The sequence below is a fragment of the Streptococcus sp. genome, from assembly GCF_019414905.1.
GTDB lineage: Bacteria > Bacillota > Bacilli > Lactobacillales > Streptococcaceae > Streptococcus.
This window is the reverse complement of the sequence record NZ_DXLC01000108.1, coordinates 1-16,727: the sequence shown is the minus strand read 5'-3', so window position 1 is coordinate 16,727 and position 16,727 is coordinate 1. Positions and strand designations below refer to the sequence as shown.

Sequence of the window (16,727 nt, the reverse complement as noted above, 5' to 3'; positions counted from 1 at the left end):
TTGGACATCTTTGCAGAACGTGACCTTGCTCGTGGTACATTTACTGAATCAGAAATCCAAGAATTCGTTGATGATTTCGTTATGAAACTTCGTACAGTTAAATTTGCTCGTACAAAAGCTTATGACCAATTGTACTCAGGTGACCCAACCTTCATCACAACTTCTATGGCTGGTATGGGTAACGACGGTCGTCACCGTGTTACTAAGATGGACTACCGTTTCTTGAACACTCTTGACAACATCGGTAACTCACCAGAACCAAACTTGACAGTTCTTTGGACTGATAAATTGCCATACAACTTCCGTCGCTACTGTATGCACATGAGCCACAAACACTCTTCTATCCAATACGAAGGTGTAACAACAATGGCTAAAGACGGATACGGTGAAATGAGCTGTATCTCATGTTGTGTATCTCCACTTGACCCAGAAAATGAAGAACAACGCCACAACATCCAGTACTTCGGTGCTCGTGTAAACGTATTGAAAGCCCTTCTTACTGGTTTGAACGGTGGTTACGACGATGTTCACAAAGACTACAAAGTATTTGACATCGAACCAATCCGTGACGAAGTTCTTGAATTTGAATCAGTTAAAGCTAACTTTGAAAAATCTCTTGACTGGTTGACTGACACTTACGTAGATGCTTTGAACATCATCCACTACATGACTGATAAGTACAACTACGAAGCTGTTCAAATGGCCTTCTTGCCAACTAAACAACGTGCCAACATGGGATTCGGTATCTGTGGATTTGCTAACACTGTTGATACATTGTCAGCTATCAAGTACGCTACAGTTAAACCAATCCGTGATGAAAATGGCTACATCTACGATTACGAAACAATCGGTGAATACCCACGTTGGGGTGAAGATGACCCACGTTCAAACGAATTGGCAGAATGGTTGATCGAAGCTTACACAACTCGTCTACGTAGCCACAAACTTTACAAAGACGCAGAAGCTACTGTATCACTATTGACAATTACATCTAACGTTGCTTACTCTAAACAAACTGGTAACTCACCAGTCCACAAAGGTGTATACCTCAACGAAGATGGTTCTGTGAACTTGTCTAAACTTGAATTCTTCTCACCAGGTGCTAACCCATCTAATAAAGCTAAAGGTGGATGGTTGCAAAACTTGAACTCACTTTCTAGCCTTGACTTTAGTTATGCAGCTGACGGTATCTCATTGACTACACAAGTATCACCTCGCGCTCTTGGTAAGACTCGTGACGAACAAGTTGATAACTTGGTAACAATCCTTGATGGTTACTTTGAAAACGGTGGACAACACGTTAACTTGAACGTTATGGACTTGAACGATGTTTACGAAAAGATCATGTCAGGTGAAGACGTTATCGTACGTATTTCTGGATACTGTGTAAACACTAAATACCTCACTCCAGAACAAAAAACTGAATTGACACAACGTGTCTTCCACGAAGTTCTTTCAATGGATGATGCCTTGGATGCGTTGAGCTAATCAAGTTCTTGAATAATGAAATAAGGAACCCTCGGTCAGTCGACTGAGGGTTGTTTTTTGGGATCTTAAATTCCTTAATACTCTTCGAAAATCTCTTCAAACCACGTCAGCTTTATCTGCAACCTCAAAGCACTGCTTTGAGGTTGTAGATAAGACTGACGAAGTCAGTTACATATTTCTACGGCAAGGCGAAGCTGACGTGGTTTGAAGAGATTTTCGAAGAGTATGAAAATAAAAACACCACACTTTGTTAGATACAAGGTGTGGTTGTATTTTATCTCTTAGACCAAGTTCTCTTCATAAAGAGAAGTAGGATTGGATAAATCTCCAAGCGCCCTGCAATCATTGCAAAGGAGAGGAGAATTTTTGAGATAGGACTAAAGATTGCAAAGCTAGAAGTGGTTCCTAGAATAGGTCCTATATTATTGAAACAGCTAAAGACAGCACTGGTTACAACCAGAAAATCATTGCTATCTAGGCTGACAATAAAGATAAGCGCTAGCAAAATCATAGAATAGATGACAAAGTACTTGAGAATCTTATGCTGGGTATCTTTGTCAATCACCGTTTTATTAACATGGAGGGTCAAAACACGATGGGGCGATAGGATTGACAAAATTTGGTTTTTGGCAATTTTTGAAAGGATGAGGCCTCGAATAACCTTGAGTCCACCTGCGGTTGAACCAGCAGAACCACCGATTCCCATGAGGAAGAGGAGGATAAACTGGGAGAAGAGGGGCCAATTGGTAATGTCTCCATATCCAAAACCAGTCGTCGTAATGATATTGGAAACCTGGAAGAAGGCCATTTCAAAGCTCTTGGAAAATCCTGGGTAGAGATAGAGGGTATTAAGGCTAATCAAGCCTGTAGAAAGCAGTACAATGATCAAGTAAGCACGAAGTTCTTCGTCACCAAAGAAGGCCTTGACGCGACGGAGCATGAGGTAGTAGTAGAGATTGAAATTTACCCCGAAAACCAGAACTCCGATACTAACCAGATAGGTAATCAATGAGCTACCATAGTGGGCAATTCCGTCGTTATAGACGGTAAATCCTCCTGTACCCGCTGTTCCCATGGCGATGACAAAACTATCAAAAAGGGGCATGCCGGCTAGATAATAGATGATGACAAAGAGGGAGAAGAGAGCTAGATAAAGGAGATAGAGAATCTGGGCAGTGTTTTTTAGTTTGGATACAACCTTACCAAAGACAGGACCAGGAACCTCAGCCTTCATCACTTCTAGGTGGCTATTCTTGGCATTATCCATAATAGCAAGTGCAAAAACAAGCACTCCCATCCCTCCGATCAAGTGGGTAAAACTTCGCCAGAAGAGGAGGGAACGGCTGAGAACCGAGACGTCGTTCAGAATAGTTGCTCCAGTAGTTGTAAATCCAGAACTTATTTCAAAAAAGGCATCGATAACGCTGGGAATTTGTCTAGCAAAGACAAAGGGGAGACCGCCAAAGAAAGACCAAAGGATCCAACAGAGGGCCACAATCAAGATTCCCTCCTTGGCATAAATCCGTTGATTTTTTGGCTTTTGTAAAATTCCTGAACCGCCTAGTAATACGAGAATACCAATCGTTGTAAAGAGAGCTGTAAAGACTTGGCTTGATTCACGGTAATAGACAGCGACAGACACAGGAACTAAAAGAAGAACAGCTTCAATCAAAAGTAACTTTGAAAGGAGGTAACGAATCATACTTTTATTCATTTCTTACCTCGCGATCAAGTCATAAATCTTGGTAATGTTTGGCAACAAGGTCGTTACTAGGAGCTTGTCTCCGACTTCAAGCATATCCTCCCCAGTTGGGAAAATAGTCTTGCCCTTTCGAATGATGGCTGCAATAAGAACCCCTTTTTTCAATTTCAGTTGAGAAAGTGGTTTGGCAGTCATTTTATTGGCTTCCTTGATATGGAATTGCAGGGTTTCGATTTGGCCATTGGCTAGATGGTGCATGGCTTGAAGGTCTGAATACTGGGCATTAACCCGACCACGAATAAAGTGCATAATCGTATCTACAGCGATGCTTTTAGGTGTGATGATACTTGAAAAATCAGGCGCATTGATGATCTCGAGGAGACTGGTACGATTGACCTTGGTGATATTTTTCTGTACACCTACCCTGTCAAGGAACATAGAAGTAATCAGATTTTCTTCATCGACTCCTGTTAGGGTCGCAACGGCATCATAGTTTTGAGCACTTTCTTCCAGTAGGATGTCTTTTGCGGTCCCATCTCCTTGAACGATGTAGAGATTTGGGAATTTCTCGCTAAAGAAGCTGGCGATTTCAGGATTGATTTCAATAACCTTGGTATCGATACGACTGTCTTTGAGGATACCTAGTAGATAATAGGCAATTCTACCAGCTCCAACAATAAGAAGGCTCTTCACGGCACGTGATTTAAAATAATTATGGAAGAGCATCATATCAACACGGTTACCAGTGACAAAGATTCTATCTTTATCCTGTATGGTCATGTCACCACTTGGGATGATAATTTGATGATCCCTTTCTATCGCACAGACAATGACATTACCGAATTTTTTACGAAAATCAGAAATGGGCATTTGGCAAAGACCACTGGAGGATTTAACAGTGAATTCCATCAAGCTGACCCGTCCACCAAAGAAACGTTCGACAGATAGGGCGTTGGGGAAGTCGATGATATTGGCAATGGCGCGGGCAGCCAAGAGTTCAGGATTAACGATAAGAGAAAAACCGAGAATGTTCTTTTCTTTAAAATAAGAGTTAGAATATTCAGGGTTCCGCACCCGAACGATGGTCTCTTTAGCTCCCATTTTTTTGGCTAGAACGGCTGCAATCATGTTCACTTCATCGTATTCAGTCAGGGCGATAAAGATATCACAATCCTGGACACTGGCTTGCTCAAGGATGGTAAAATCGGCCCCGTTACCAAGGATACCCATGATATCAAAGCGATTAACAATATGATTGAGAACAGCTTCGTCTTGCTCAATCAGCAAAACATCATGCTTTTCTGCAACCAAGGAGCGACAGAGGGCAGAACCAACTTTTCCCCCTCCGACAAGGATAATTTTCATAATAAAACCTACTTTTTCATGATGTAACTATCATACCTTTTTTCAAGAAAAAATGCACCTACTAGCTAATCACCAGAGTTTTTAGTAGGAAATTTGCTATAAGGTAAAACTATACCCTAATCAATTGAAATAGCTATTAGCACCTTTCTCTGAAATATGGTATGATAAAGGATATACAAGGAGATAAAATGAATAATAATTTACTGGTATTACAATCAGACTTTGGTCTGGTTGATGGTGCGGTATCGGCTATGATTGGAGTGGCTTTAGAAGAATCTCCAACCTTAAAAATTCATCATTTGACGCACGATATCACGCCTTATAATATTTTTGAGGGGAGCTATCGTCTCTTTCAAACGGTGGATTACTGGCCTGAGGGAACGACTTTTGTATCGGTTGTCGATCCAGGTGTCGGCTCGAAACGTAAGAGTGTGGTTGCCAAAACTGCAAAAAATCAATACATTGTCACACCAGACAATGGAACTCTTTCCTTTATCAAGAAACACGTTGGTATTGTAGCTATTCGTGAGATTTCTGAAGTGGCCAATCGACGTCAAAATACAGAGCATTCTTATACTTTCCATGGTCGTGATGTTTATGCCTATACTGGTGCTAAACTGGCCAGTGGTCACATTACTTTTGAGGAAGTGGGACCAGAGCTCAGTGTGGATCAGATTGTGGAGCTTCCAGTTGTAGAGACTATCATAGAAGATCATTTGGTGAAGGGAGCTATTGATATTCTGGATGTGCGTTTCGGTTCGCTTTGGACATCTATCACACGGGAAGAATTTTACAAGCTAGAACCAGCATTCGGTGATCGTTTTGAAGTGACCATCTATCATGCTGATATGCTGGTCTATCAAAATCAGGTTGTCTATGGCAAATCATTTGCTGATGTGAGAATTGGGCAACCCATCCTTTACATCAACTCTCTCTATCGTTTAGGTCTGGCAATTAACCAAGGTTCCTTTGCCAAAGCTTACAATGTGGGTGTCGGTTCATCTTGGACCATTGAAATAAAGAAAATAGAATCATAAAATAGGAGAATAGTATGGAAATCAAATTTACAATTAAACAAGTTGTTGCTGTCGGAATTGGCGCTGCCCTCTTTGTCGTTATCGGGATGATTAACATTCCAACCCCTGTTCCAAATACAAGCATCCAACTTCAGTATGCGGTACAAGCGCTACTTTCTATTATTTTTGGACCGATTATCGGTTTGCTTGTTGGGTTGATTGGTCATGCAATCAAGGACTCTCTTGCTGGTTACGGTCTGTGGTGGACTTGGATTATCGCTAGTGGGCTCTTTGGTCTAGCTGTGGGACTGTTTAGAAAGTACGTTCGCGTGAGCAATGGTGTTTTTGAATGGAAGGATATTGTCATTTTTAACCTCATTCAACTACTTGCAAATGCTCTTGTTTGGGGTGTCTTGGCACCACTTGGAGATGTTGTGATTTATCAAGAAGCAGCAGAAAAAGTATTTGCCCAAGGGATTGTTGCGGGAATTGCTAATGGTGTATCTGTAGCTATTGCAGGAACTCTTCTCTTGCTTGCCTATGCAGGAACTCAAACTCGTGCAGGAAGTTTGAAAAAGGACTAAAATGATGGGGAAGGCTGGGCAACCAGTCTTTTTGCTGTTTATAGGCTAGTCGAGTAAGCAATTTAGGCTAGGAATCTTGTTGGCGCTAAGATTTTAAGAGAAGAGACTGCAAGAAGGGCTTGATTTATGATAAAATAGAAGTCTAAGAAGCGAATGAAGAGAGTAAGATGAAAGAAGCTATAATTGAGTGGAAGGATTTCTCTTTCCGGTATGAAACACAACAAGAACCAACCTTGCAAGGGGTAAATTTGACCATTTACAAGGGGGAGAAAGTCTTAATTGTTGGGCCATCTGGGTCAGGTAAGTCTACCTTGGGTCAGTGTTTGAATGGGATTATTCCCAATATTTACAAGGGTCAGATGTCTGGAGAATTTTTGATCAGGGGGCAAGCAGCATTTGATATGAGCATCTACGATAAATCTCATCTGGTCAGTACAGTTTTGCAGGATACAGATGGGCAGTTTATCGGCTTGTCCGTGGCAGAGGACTTGGCTTTTGCGCTAGAAAATGATGTAACAAGTCTAGAAGAGATGAAAAGTCGTGTTCATAAATGGGCTGAAAAGCTGGACCTTATTTCTTTACTGCCGCAGCGTCCTCAGGATTTGTCAGGTGGACAAAAGCAGCGAGTTAGTCTAGCTGGTGTTTTGATTGATGAGAGTCCGATTCTTTTGTTTGATGAGCCGCTCGCCAATCTTGATCCCAAGTCAGGTCAGGATATTATCGAATTGATTGATCAGATTCATAAGGAAGAGGGGACGACGACCCTTATTATTGAGCACCGTTTGGAGGACGTTCTGCATCGTCCTGTGGATCGGATTGTCTTGATAAACGATGGCCGTATCCTCTTTAATGGGAGTCCTGATCAGTTATTGGCGACTGACCTGTTGACCCAAAATGGAATTCGAGAACCCCTTTATCTAACCACTTTACGTCAATTAGGTGTGGATTTAGATAAAGAAGAACAATTAGCAAATTTGGACAACTTGTCTATCTCAAAAGGCCAGGTTCAGTTGCGGACGGAACTGGCAAAAGAAACTCCAGAATTGCAGTCACTCTTTAGACTAGAGGACGTGTCGTTTTCTTATGATGATAGACCGATTTTAAAGTCCCTACATTTGGATATTAAAAAGGGCGAAAAGATTGCCATTGTCGGGAAAAATGGAGCAGGGAAGTCAACCCTAGCCAAGGCTATAAGTAGCTTTATCCAGACGGAAGGTCGCTATCTTTGGGAATGGCAGGATATCAAAGAAGATTCTGTTGCAGAGAGGGCGGAACGAGTAGGCTATGTGCTGCAAAATCCCAATCAAATGATTTCAACCAATATGATTTTTGATGAGGTGGCTCTGGGACTACGTTTGAGAGGTGTGGACGAGCAGGAAATTGAAACGAGAGTCTATGAAACTTTGAAAATCTGTGGTCTCTATGAATTCCGTAATTGGCCAATTTCTGCCCTGTCATTTGGTCAGAAAAAACGCGTCACTATTGCCTCGATTTTGGTCTTGGGGGCTGAAATTATCCTCTTAGATGAACCGACAGCAGGTCAAGACCAGAAGAACTATACTGAGATTATGGAATTTCTCGAAGAGTTGCATCAACAAGGGCATACGATTGTCATGATTACCCATGATATGCAATTGATGCTGGATTATTCAGACCGAGCCCTTGTCATGGTGGATGGGGAATTGATTGCTGATACTGATCCAGCTAGTCTGTTGAGTAATCCTGAGTTGTTAGTAAAAGCCAATCTAAAAGAAACTTCAATCTTCAACTTGGCCAAGAAACTAGATGTGGATCCACTTGCTTTAACGGCATTTTACAAAGAAAGGAGAGAAGAATGCAAGCTAAATTAATCGGTTACCAGCATAGAGATACTGTAATTCATCGCTTGTCAGGAGCTGGGAAACTCCTATTTTTCATTCTCGTGTCATTGGCTGCCATGATTAGCTATGATACCAGACTGCTTGTTCTGATTGCTATCTTTTCGGTCTTTCTCCTCTATTTGTCAGAAATCCGCTTTAAAGATGTTTCCTTTGTAGCAGTTTTTGCGACGGTATTTGCTGTTTTAAACGTTTTGATGGTCTATCTCTTTTCTCCCGAGTATGGGGTTGGACTTTACGGAGAGAGAAGTGTGATTTGGCAGGGAATCGGTTCCTACACTCTGACCAGTCAAGAGCTCTTTTATCTGCTAAATTTGGCCATTAAGTACCTTTGTACCATTCCTCTGGCTATTATCTTTTTGATGACAACCCATCCTAGTCAGTTTGCTTCTAGTTTAAATCAAATTGGTGTGTCCTACAAGATTGCCTATTCTGTCAGTCTGACCTTGCGTTATATTCCAGATTTGCAGGAAGAATTCTTTACTATCAAGATGTCTCAGGAAGCGCGTGGTATGGAATTATCCAAGAAAGCTTCTCTTATGCAACGAATCAAAGGCAATCTGCGCATTATTACTCCCTTGATTTTTAGCTCGTTAGAACGCATTGATACCATCGCGACCGCCATGGAGCTTCGCCGCTTTGGGAAAGAGAAAAAACGCACTTGGTATAGTTATCAGGCCTTGAAAAAAGGAGATTATATTACCTTGCTCTTGGCAGCCTTGTTTTTAGTAGCTAGTTTACTACTTATCTTGCAGAATCAGGGACGATTTTACAACCCTTGGAAATAGCTTGAAAAAATTGAAAAAATCAAGTCGTTTCTATTGACAATGATTCTGAAAGTGTTATACTAAGAAAGTAGTTTCGCTGATTTACTTCAAACCTGTTGTGAGGTAAGTTAACGATGCCTTAACCACGCTGTTTGCTGAGCTTGACTCCGGGCAGTGTGGCTATTTTTTTGCAATGGTGAAAGGAAGCAAGTCATGACAAATCACATTGTATTATTTGAACCTCAAATTCCACAAAATACAGGCAATATCGCGCGTACTTGTGCTGCGACCAATTCTCCCCTCCATATCATCAAGCCCATGGGCTTTCCTATCGATGATCGCAAGATGAAGCGAGCTGGATTGGATTATTGGGATAAACTAGAGATTTATTTTTACGAGAGTTTGGAGGATTTCATGTCTCAGATGAAGGGAAAACTCTATCTGATTTCAAAATTTGCTGAGAAAGTGTATTCTGATGTGGATTTATCGACTGATGAAGACCATTATTTTCTCTTTGGACGTGAAGACAAGGGCTTGCCGGAGGACTTTATGCGCGAACATCCTGAGAAAGCTCTCCGTATTCCCATGAATGATGAACATGTCCGCAGTCTCAATGTGTCTAATACCGTCTGCATGATTGTCTACGAAGCCCTCCGCCAGCAGAACTTTGCAGGTCTTGAGCTTGTTCATACCTATGAAGCAGATAAATTGAAATAAAAAATGAAAATGAAAATGAACAAAATGCTTGCGCTTGCAAGCGTTTTTTGTTATGATAAAAGAGTCTTCAGGGCAGGGTGTGATTCCCGACCGGCGGTGACTTTAACTAGGAAATGATCTTTTCCTTCTCTTTAAAGAAGTCCGCGAGCGCAAGCTGATGTGGTGAGATTCCACAACCGACAGTATAGTCTGGATGGGAGAAGACGAAAGAATAGCTTTGTCTGTTCTGATAGATTTATAGCTAAACTGTAACCGCTTGCTTGAATTTCTTTAATAGAGTGAGAGGGAACTTTTGGGATATAAAAAGTGAGAATAGATAGAGGAATCCTTTCTAACTTCTTCTGATTTTATAGAAAATTGGAGGAACCTGTTATGACAAACACACGTCGACTTTCGACCATTGCGATTTTATCAGCCATCTCATTTGTGCTGATGTACTTTGACTTTCCGCTTTTACCAGCAGCGTCCTTCCTCAAGATCGAATTTAGTATCTTGCCAGTCCTTGTTGGCTTGGTTGTCATGGATTTGCCTGCTGCTCTAGGAGTTCTCTTGCTTCGCTCACTCTTGAAATTGCTTCTTAACAGCCAGGGAGTGAATACTTACATTGGCTTGCCAATGAATATCGTAGCTTTGGGAGTTTTTGTCATCGTATTTGCTTTGATTTGGAAAAAGGAACGGACAACTCTTCGTTTCTTACTAGGCTCTCTAGCTGGGACTATTGGTTTAACCGTGGCTATGTTGGTTCTCAACTATGTTTATGCTGTTCCTTTGTACGCTAAGTTTGCTAACTTTGATATTGGAAAAATTTTGGGACTTTCCAACTACCTAATGACTATGGTGTTGCCTTTTAACTTGATTGAGGGTGTAATCTTTTCCGTTTCATTCTGGTTGTTGTACATTCTCTTGAAACCAACCTTAAAACATTATGAGAGATAAACAAACATTTTTAATGAAGGGCAGTTTTGCCCTTTTACTTTTCGTTATTCTTGGCTACATGGTCAAATTTTACCCTGAAGCGCTGGTCGGTTTTGACCAACCGATTCAGACGGTAGTTCGAGGAGACTTACCAGATTACTTGACTATTCTTTTCAGAGCCATCACACGTTTGATTGATATCCCAGTGATTATCACTTGGGTTGTTATTACAGCCTTTACCTTTTATCGTAAGCGGTGGAAGATAGAAAGTTTCTTCATGCTGGGAAATCTGGCTTTGGCAGCTCTTTTAATCGTGACCTTTAAAAATATTTACCAGCGCCCACGACCAGCTATTTTACACTTGGTTGAGGAGAAGGGATTTTCCTTTCCAAGTGGCCATTCTCTGGCTGTAACCTTGATGGTTGGTTCTCTGATTGTTATTCTTAGTCAACGGATTAAAAATCCAGTCTGGAGAAAAGTCGTGCAAATTATCCTTGCTCTCTACCTAGTCAGTGTGCTGGTATCAAGGGTTTATCTGGGAGTTCACTATCCATCAGACGTTCTTGCCAGTCTCTGTGTGGGCTTGGGAGTCTTGTTTATCGAATTTCCCTTCTATGACAAGCTACGCTTCCAATGGCGATTTAAAGGCAAGCAGAAGTGAGTATCGAATTCCTTTGAGGAGAAAGAAATGAAAGTCAATATAGCAGATCTTCATCCGACTCAACTATACTTATCAGAAAAGAAGTTGCAAGATATTCAGATGCTTTATCAGTCTGTAGAACTAAACAATGTTGATCCAATCAGTATTCTTGCCTTTGGAAATTGCTTGTTGATTACAGATGGGCATCACAGGACTTATCAGGCTTTATTGGCAGGTCGGGATACGATTTCTGCTGAGTTTGATAGAGACGGCGGTGATGAACTATATCATCTTTATGCGCAAGCCTGCGAAGAAAGAAAAATTTACTCTGTTCTGGATTTAAAAAATCATATCTTACCTCAAGATGAGTATGAAGCAAAATGGTATAACTGGTGTGAGGGTTTTAATCAAGCAACAACTCTCTTATTGAAAAGGAAAGCTGATGAAACAGATTTTACAAATAGATAATGCACTACGTCTCGTTCCTTATTGTAAGGTCAATCATTGTGAGGAAGCTTTTGCTTGGTATCAGGATGTGAACTTGGTTTACCTCGTAGATGGGGTAAAGCTTCCTTACAGTCAAGAAACTTTGGAAGCCATGTATTCCTATTTGGATCAGCACGGTGAGCTTTTTTGGATTGAAGTCAAGGAGAAGGGAGAATGGTTTCCAATTGGGGATGTTACACTATCTCAGGATAATCTTCCCATTGTGATTGGAAATCCTGCTTACCAACATCGAGGACTTGGGAAAAAGATTCTAAGTGCTTTGATTGAATTGGCTCGAGTAAAAGGATGGAAAGAATTGAGAGTCAAGGAAATCTACACCTACAATCATGCTTCTAGGAGGTGTTTCAAGTCGCTTGGATTTGTGGAAAATGGAGCAACAGAAAAAGGAATGAGTTTTATACTGAAATTAATCTAATCTAACTTGTTTTTTAACTCAAAATCTGATAAACTATGTAGTAATTGAATAGAAATCTGCAAGACTAGTAACTCAAGGGAAGTATATCAGGGAGGAGAGCCGTGACTGCAAGCTCTCTATATGAAAGCTGGGTGAATTCACTTGTGCATGGATTTAGAAATGAAGGTCTGACTTGTCAGATAAAAACGGATGGTACCGCGTGTCAACGCTCCGAGTGGAGTTTTTGGCATGTGGTTTTCTTTTTATCTACGAGAGACTGATGGAGGAATTATGTCAACTATTGAAGAACAATTAAAAGCGCTTCGTGAAGAAACGCTGGCTAGCTTGAAGCAGATAACTGCTGAAAATAAAAAAGAGATGCAAGATTTGCGTGTTTCTGTCCTTGGGAAAAAGGGTTCACTTACTGAAATCCTCAAAGGGATGAAAGATGTCTCTGCTGAGATGCGTCCGATTATCGGGAAACACGTCAATGAAGCTCGTGATGTCTTGACAGCAGCCTTTGAAGAAACAGCTAAACTATTGGAAGAAAAGAAAGTCGCAGCTCAACTGGCTAGCGAGAGTATCGATGTGACACTTCCAGGTCGCCCTGTTGCGACGGGTCACCGCCACGTTTTGACACAAACCAGTGAAGAAATCGAAGATATTTTCATTGGTATGGGTTACCAAGTCGTGGATGGTTTTGAAGTGGAGCAAGACTACTATAACTTTGAACGTATGAACCTTCCGAAAGATCATCCAGCCCGCGATATGCAGGACACATTCTATATCACTGAAGAAATCTTACTCCGTACCCACACGTCTCCAGTTCAGGCGCGTGCTATGGATGCTCATGATTTCTCTAAAGGCCCTTTGAAAATGATCTCACCAGGGCGTGTCTTCCGTCGTGACACAGACGATGCGACCCACAGTCACCAATTCCACCAAATCGAAGGTTTGGTTGTTGGGAAGAACATCTCTATGGCTGACCTTCAAGGAACCCTTCAGTTGATTGTCCAAAAAATGTTTGGTGAAGAGCGTCAGATTCGTCTGCGCCCATCTTACTTCCCATTCACAGAGCCATCTGTTGAGGTGGATGTTTCTTGCTTCAAGTGTGGTGGAGAAGGCTGTAATGTATGTAAGAAAACAGGTTGGATCGAGATTATGGGTGCCGGTATGGTTCACCCACGTGTCCTTGAAATGAGTGGTATCGATGCGACTGTTTACTCTGGATTTGCCTTTGGTCTTGGTCAAGAGCGTGTAGCTATGCTCCGTTACGGAATCAACGATATCCGTGGATTCTACCAAGGAGATGTCCGCTTCTCAGAACAGTTTAAATAATGATTAGAAAAGTAGAAATGGCAGATGTTGAGGTGTTGGCGAAAATTGCCAAACAAACCTTTCGTGAAACATTTGTTCATGATAATACGGAAGAGCAGTTACAGGAATACTTTGAAGATGCTTATAGTCTGAGAGTTTTGTCAACTGAGTTGGAAAATCCTAACTCCGAAACCTATTTCATTATGCACGAAGAGGAGATAGCTGGTTTTCTCAAAGTCAACTGGGGAAATGCTCAAACTGAGAGAGAATTAGAGGACGCTTTTGAAATTCAACGCCTCTATGTGCTACAAAAATTCCAAGGATTTGGACTAGGTAAGCAACTGTTTGAATTTGCTCTTGAACTTGCTATAAAAAATGGTTTTTCCTGGGCTTGGTTAGGTGTTTGGGAGCATAATACAAAAGCTCAAGCGTTTTATAATCGATATGATTTTGAAAAATTTAGCCAACATCATTTTATGGTTGGTCAAAAAGTAGATACGGATTGGTTACTGAGAAAGAAATTAAGGTAAGAAGAGGATTCTTCTATTGAAATGATAGGAAAGGAAAAGAACTAGAGTGGCAACTGTCATTCTGGAGAACTAAATTATGCTTGTATCTTATAAATGGTTAAAAGAATTGGTGGACATTGATGTTCCATCACAAGAGTTGGCTGAAAAAATGTCAACTACAGGGATCGAGGTAGAAGGTGTCGAATCACCTGCTGCTGGTCTCTCAAAAATTGTCGTCGGTGAGGTCTTGTCTTGTGAAGATGTGCCAGAAACTCACCTTCATGTTTGTCAGGTTAACGTTGGCGAAGAAGAAACTCGTCAAATCGTTTGTGGTGCCCCAAATGTGCGTGCTGGTATCAAGGTTATGGTGGCTCTTCCAGGAGCTCGCATCGCTGACAACTACAAAATCAAAAAAGGAAAAATCCGTGGTTTAGAGTCACTTGGAATGATCTGTTCGCTTGGTGAATTGGGAATTTCTGACTCCGTTGTACCGAAAGAATTCGCAGATGGTATCCAACTCTTGCCAGAAAATGCCGTTCCAGGTGAGGAAGTCTTCTCATACCTAGACTTGGATGATGAAATCATCGAACTGTCTATCACACCAAACCGTGCAGATGCCCTTTCTATGCGTGGAGTGGCTCACGAAGTGGCAGCCATCTATGACAAGGCGGTCAACTTTAAAGAATTTACTCTTTCAGAAACTGACCAAGCTGCAGCAGATGCTCTTTCTGTGGGCATTGAGACAGACAAGGCGCCTTACTATGCAGCTCGTATCTTGGACAATGTGACTATCGCACCAAGTCCACAATGGTTGCAAAACCTTCTCATGAACGAAGGAATCCGTCCAATCAATAACGTAGTGGACGTGACCAACTACATCCTGCTCTACTTTGGTCAACCAATGCATGCCTTTGACTTGGATACCTTTGAAGGGACTGACATCCGTGTGCGTGAAGCGCGTGCTGGTGAAAAATTAGTGACTTTAGATGGTGAAGAACGTGACTTGGAAACAAATGACCTAGTCATCACTGTAGCTGACAAGCCAGTAGCCCTTGCAGGTGTCATGGGCGGTCAAGCAACAGAAATCTCTGAAAAGTCTAGTCGTGTTGTCCTTGAAGCTGCGGTCTTCAACGGAAAATCTATCCGCAAGACCAGTGGTCGCCTCAACCTTCGTTCTGAGTCATCTTCTCGCTTTGAAAAAGGCATCAATGTGGCAACAGTCAATGAAGCCCTTGATGCGGCAGCTAGCATGATTGCAGAACTTACAGGAGCGACGGTGCGTAAAGGTATCGTTTCAGCGGGTGAGCTTGATACCTCTGATGTGAAAGTTTCTTCAACTCTTGCTGATGTTAACCGTGTCCTTGGTACGGAGCTTTCATATGCTGATGTCGAAGATGTCTTCCGTCGTCTTGGCTTTGGTCTTTCTGGAAATGCAGATAGCTTTACAGTCAGCGTCCCACGTCGTCGCTGGGATATTACAATAGAAGCAGACCTCTTTGAAGAAATCGCTCGTATCTATGGATATGATCGCTTGCCAACCAGTCTTCCAAAAGATGACGGTACAGCTGGTGAATTGACAGCCACACAAAAACTCCGCCGTCAAGTTCGTACTATTGCTGAAGGGGCAGGTTTGACAGAAATCATCACCTACGCTTTGACAACTCCTGAAAAAGCAGTTGAGTTTACGGCTCAACCAAGTAACCTTACTGAACTCATGTGGCCAATGACCGTGGATCGTTCAGTCCTCCGTCAAAATATGATTTCTGGTATCCTAGATACAGTTGCTTACAATGTGGCTCGTAAGAACAAAAACTTGTCTCTTTACGAGATTGGAAAAGTCTTTGAACAAACAGGCAATCCAAAAGAAGAACTTCCAAATGAAATCAACAGTTTTGCCTTTGCCTTGACAGGCTTGGTTGCAGAAAAAGATTTCCAAACAGCAGCAGTTCCAGTTGATTTCTTCTATGCTAAAGGAATCCTAGAAGCATTATTTACTCGCTTGGGAATAGAAGTGAGCTATACAGCTACAGCTGAAATTGCAAGCCTTCATCCAGGTCGTACAGCAGTCATTTCACTCGGTGACCAAGTTCTTGGTTTCCTCGGTCAAGTGCATCCAGTAACTGCTAAGGCCTACGATATTCCAGAAACTTATGTGGCTGAGCTCAACCTTTCAGCCATCGAAGCTGCGCTTCAACCTGCTGTTCCATTTGTGGAAATCACGAAATTCCCAGCAGTCAGCCGTGACGTTGCCCTTCTCCTCAAGGCAGAAGTGACTCATCAAGAAGTTGTAGATGCTATCCAAGCTGCTGGCGTGAAACGTTTGACAGATATCAAACTATTTGACGTCTTCTCAGGCGAAAAATTGGGCCTTGGTATGAAGTCGATGGCTTATAGCTTGACTTTCCAAAATCCAGAAGACAGCTTAACTGACGAAGAAGTAGCACGCTACATGGAAAAAATCCAAGCATCGCTTGAAGAAAAAGTCAATGCAGAAGTGCGTTAAGTTATTAGAGTTTGAAATGAAAGTTTAGACTTAAACATAAAAAACGAATAAAACTAGTTTTCTAGACGGTTAGAATTCTATTTTGTTCGTTTTTTGTTTTTAAATCTAAGGTCTTGTTAGTGTGAATGAAGCTGTTCTTATATACTTTCTTGATTTCGCTTTTATAACTGTTTAAGACTACAGTAGATTGAAATAAACTGCGAACAAATCTATTGGGGAATTCAAACAAGTTTATAGCAATGTTTTAGAAGTTTCAATGTGCTGTTTCGACTTCGACATGAAATAAAATCCAAGTGTATTTTTATTTCTCTGTCTAATAAATCAAAATACTTGATTTATTAGCATAACAATGATAAAATTAGACTTAAAATAGTGTATAGGTGATTCTTTTAGTTAATATATATATATATATATATATTAACTAGC

Annotated in this window: 15 protein-coding genes and 1 riboswitch; of the genes, 13 read left to right on the top strand and 2 right to left on the bottom strand. The window is 41.4% G+C overall.

Translation table 11 applies throughout. The features are described from left to right. A partial coding sequence (locus QZ359_RS03360) for a pyruvate formate lyase family protein (protein WP_293959499.1) occupies positions 1–1,488 on the top strand: 1,488 nt, incomplete at its 5' end. 274 nt (positions 1,489–1,762) lie between these two features. On the opposite strand, the gene QZ359_RS03355 is transcribed toward QZ359_RS03360, so the two are convergent. Both QZ359_RS03355 and trkA read right to left on the bottom strand, forming a co-directional pair. Then, entirely contained in the window at positions 1,763–3,202 is a 1,440-nt protein-coding gene (locus QZ359_RS03355) for a TrkH family potassium uptake protein (RefSeq protein ID WP_293959496.1), read from the bottom strand. 3 nt (positions 3,203–3,205) lie between these two features. Then, positions 3,206–4,555 carry a Trk system potassium transporter TrkA gene (gene trkA, locus QZ359_RS03350; RefSeq protein ID WP_000691701.1) on the bottom strand — a complete coding sequence of 450 codons (1,350 nt, stop codon included), beginning with the start codon at positions 4,553–4,555 and terminating at the stop codon, positions 3,206–3,208. A 188-nt stretch (positions 4,556–4,743) separates the two neighbouring features. On the opposite strand from trkA, the gene QZ359_RS03345 reads away from it, so the two are divergent. The 12 genes from QZ359_RS03345 to pheT all read left to right on the top strand — a co-directional run bounded on the left by QZ359_RS03345 (position 4,744) and on the right by pheT (position 16,301). Next, entirely contained in the window at positions 4,744–5,592 is an 849-nt protein-coding gene (locus QZ359_RS03345; protein WP_045605043.1) for an S-adenosyl-l-methionine hydroxide adenosyltransferase family protein, read from the top strand. 14 nt (positions 5,593–5,606) lie between these two features. After that, complete coding sequence (locus QZ359_RS03340) at positions 5,607–6,155, top strand: ECF-type riboflavin transporter substrate-binding protein (RefSeq protein ID WP_261030700.1); 549 nt, start codon at positions 5,607–5,609, stop codon at positions 6,153–6,155. A gap of 167 nt (positions 6,156–6,322) precedes the next feature. Further along, complete coding sequence (locus tag QZ359_RS03335) at positions 6,323–8,005, top strand: ABC transporter ATP-binding protein (RefSeq protein WP_293959487.1); 1,683 nt, start codon at positions 6,323–6,325, stop codon at positions 8,003–8,005. Then, positions 7,990–8,820 carry an energy-coupling factor transporter transmembrane component T gene (locus QZ359_RS03330; protein ID WP_293959484.1) on the top strand — a complete coding sequence of 277 codons (831 nt, stop codon included), beginning with the start codon at positions 7,990–7,992 and terminating at the stop codon, positions 8,818–8,820. The genes QZ359_RS03335 and QZ359_RS03330 overlap by 16 nt, the downstream gene beginning before the upstream one ends. Before the next feature lie 192 nt (positions 8,821–9,012). Beyond that, a complete protein-coding gene (locus QZ359_RS03325; protein ID WP_000181381.1) occupies positions 9,013–9,516 on the top strand; it encodes a tRNA (cytidine(34)-2'-O)-methyltransferase in 504 nt (167 codons plus the stop codon). A gap of 59 nt (positions 9,517–9,575) precedes the next feature. After that, positions 9,576–9,725: riboswitch (FMN riboswitch) on the top strand. 163 nt (positions 9,726–9,888) lie between these two features. Continuing rightward, positions 9,889–10,452 (top strand): ECF transporter S component, encoded by a 564-nt coding sequence (locus QZ359_RS03320; protein ID WP_000185833.1) that lies wholly within the window; start codon positions 9,889–9,891, stop codon positions 10,450–10,452. After that, positions 10,442–11,092, top strand: coding sequence for a phosphatase PAP2 family protein (locus QZ359_RS03315; protein ID WP_265475256.1), 651 nt, complete (start codon positions 10,442–10,444; stop codon positions 11,090–11,092). Before QZ359_RS03320 ends, QZ359_RS03315 begins: the two co-directional genes overlap by 11 nt. 27 nt (positions 11,093–11,119) lie before the next feature. After that, positions 11,120–11,539: a chromosome partitioning protein ParB gene (locus QZ359_RS03310; RefSeq protein WP_033678332.1), complete on the top strand. Its 420-nt coding sequence runs from the start codon at positions 11,120–11,122 to the stop codon at positions 11,537–11,539. Further along, entirely contained in the window at positions 11,514–11,993 is a 480-nt protein-coding gene (locus QZ359_RS03305; protein WP_261127830.1) for a GNAT family N-acetyltransferase, read from the top strand. The genes QZ359_RS03310 and QZ359_RS03305 overlap by 26 nt, the downstream gene beginning before the upstream one ends. Before the next feature lie 270 nt (positions 11,994–12,263). Next, positions 12,264–13,310 carry a phenylalanine--tRNA ligase subunit alpha gene (gene pheS, locus QZ359_RS03300; protein ID WP_031237702.1) on the top strand — a complete coding sequence of 349 codons (1,047 nt, stop codon included), beginning with the start codon at positions 12,264–12,266 and terminating at the stop codon, positions 13,308–13,310. After that, a complete protein-coding gene (locus tag QZ359_RS03295) occupies positions 13,310–13,819 on the top strand; it encodes an N-acetyltransferase (protein ID WP_293959455.1) in 510 nt (169 codons plus the stop codon). The genes pheS and QZ359_RS03295 overlap by 1 nt, the downstream gene beginning before the upstream one ends. A 76-nt stretch (positions 13,820–13,895) precedes the next feature. Continuing rightward, a complete protein-coding gene (gene pheT / locus QZ359_RS03290; protein ID WP_293959452.1) occupies positions 13,896–16,301 on the top strand; it encodes a phenylalanine--tRNA ligase subunit beta in 2,406 nt (801 codons plus the stop codon). Positions 16,302–16,727 lie beyond the last annotated feature (426 nt).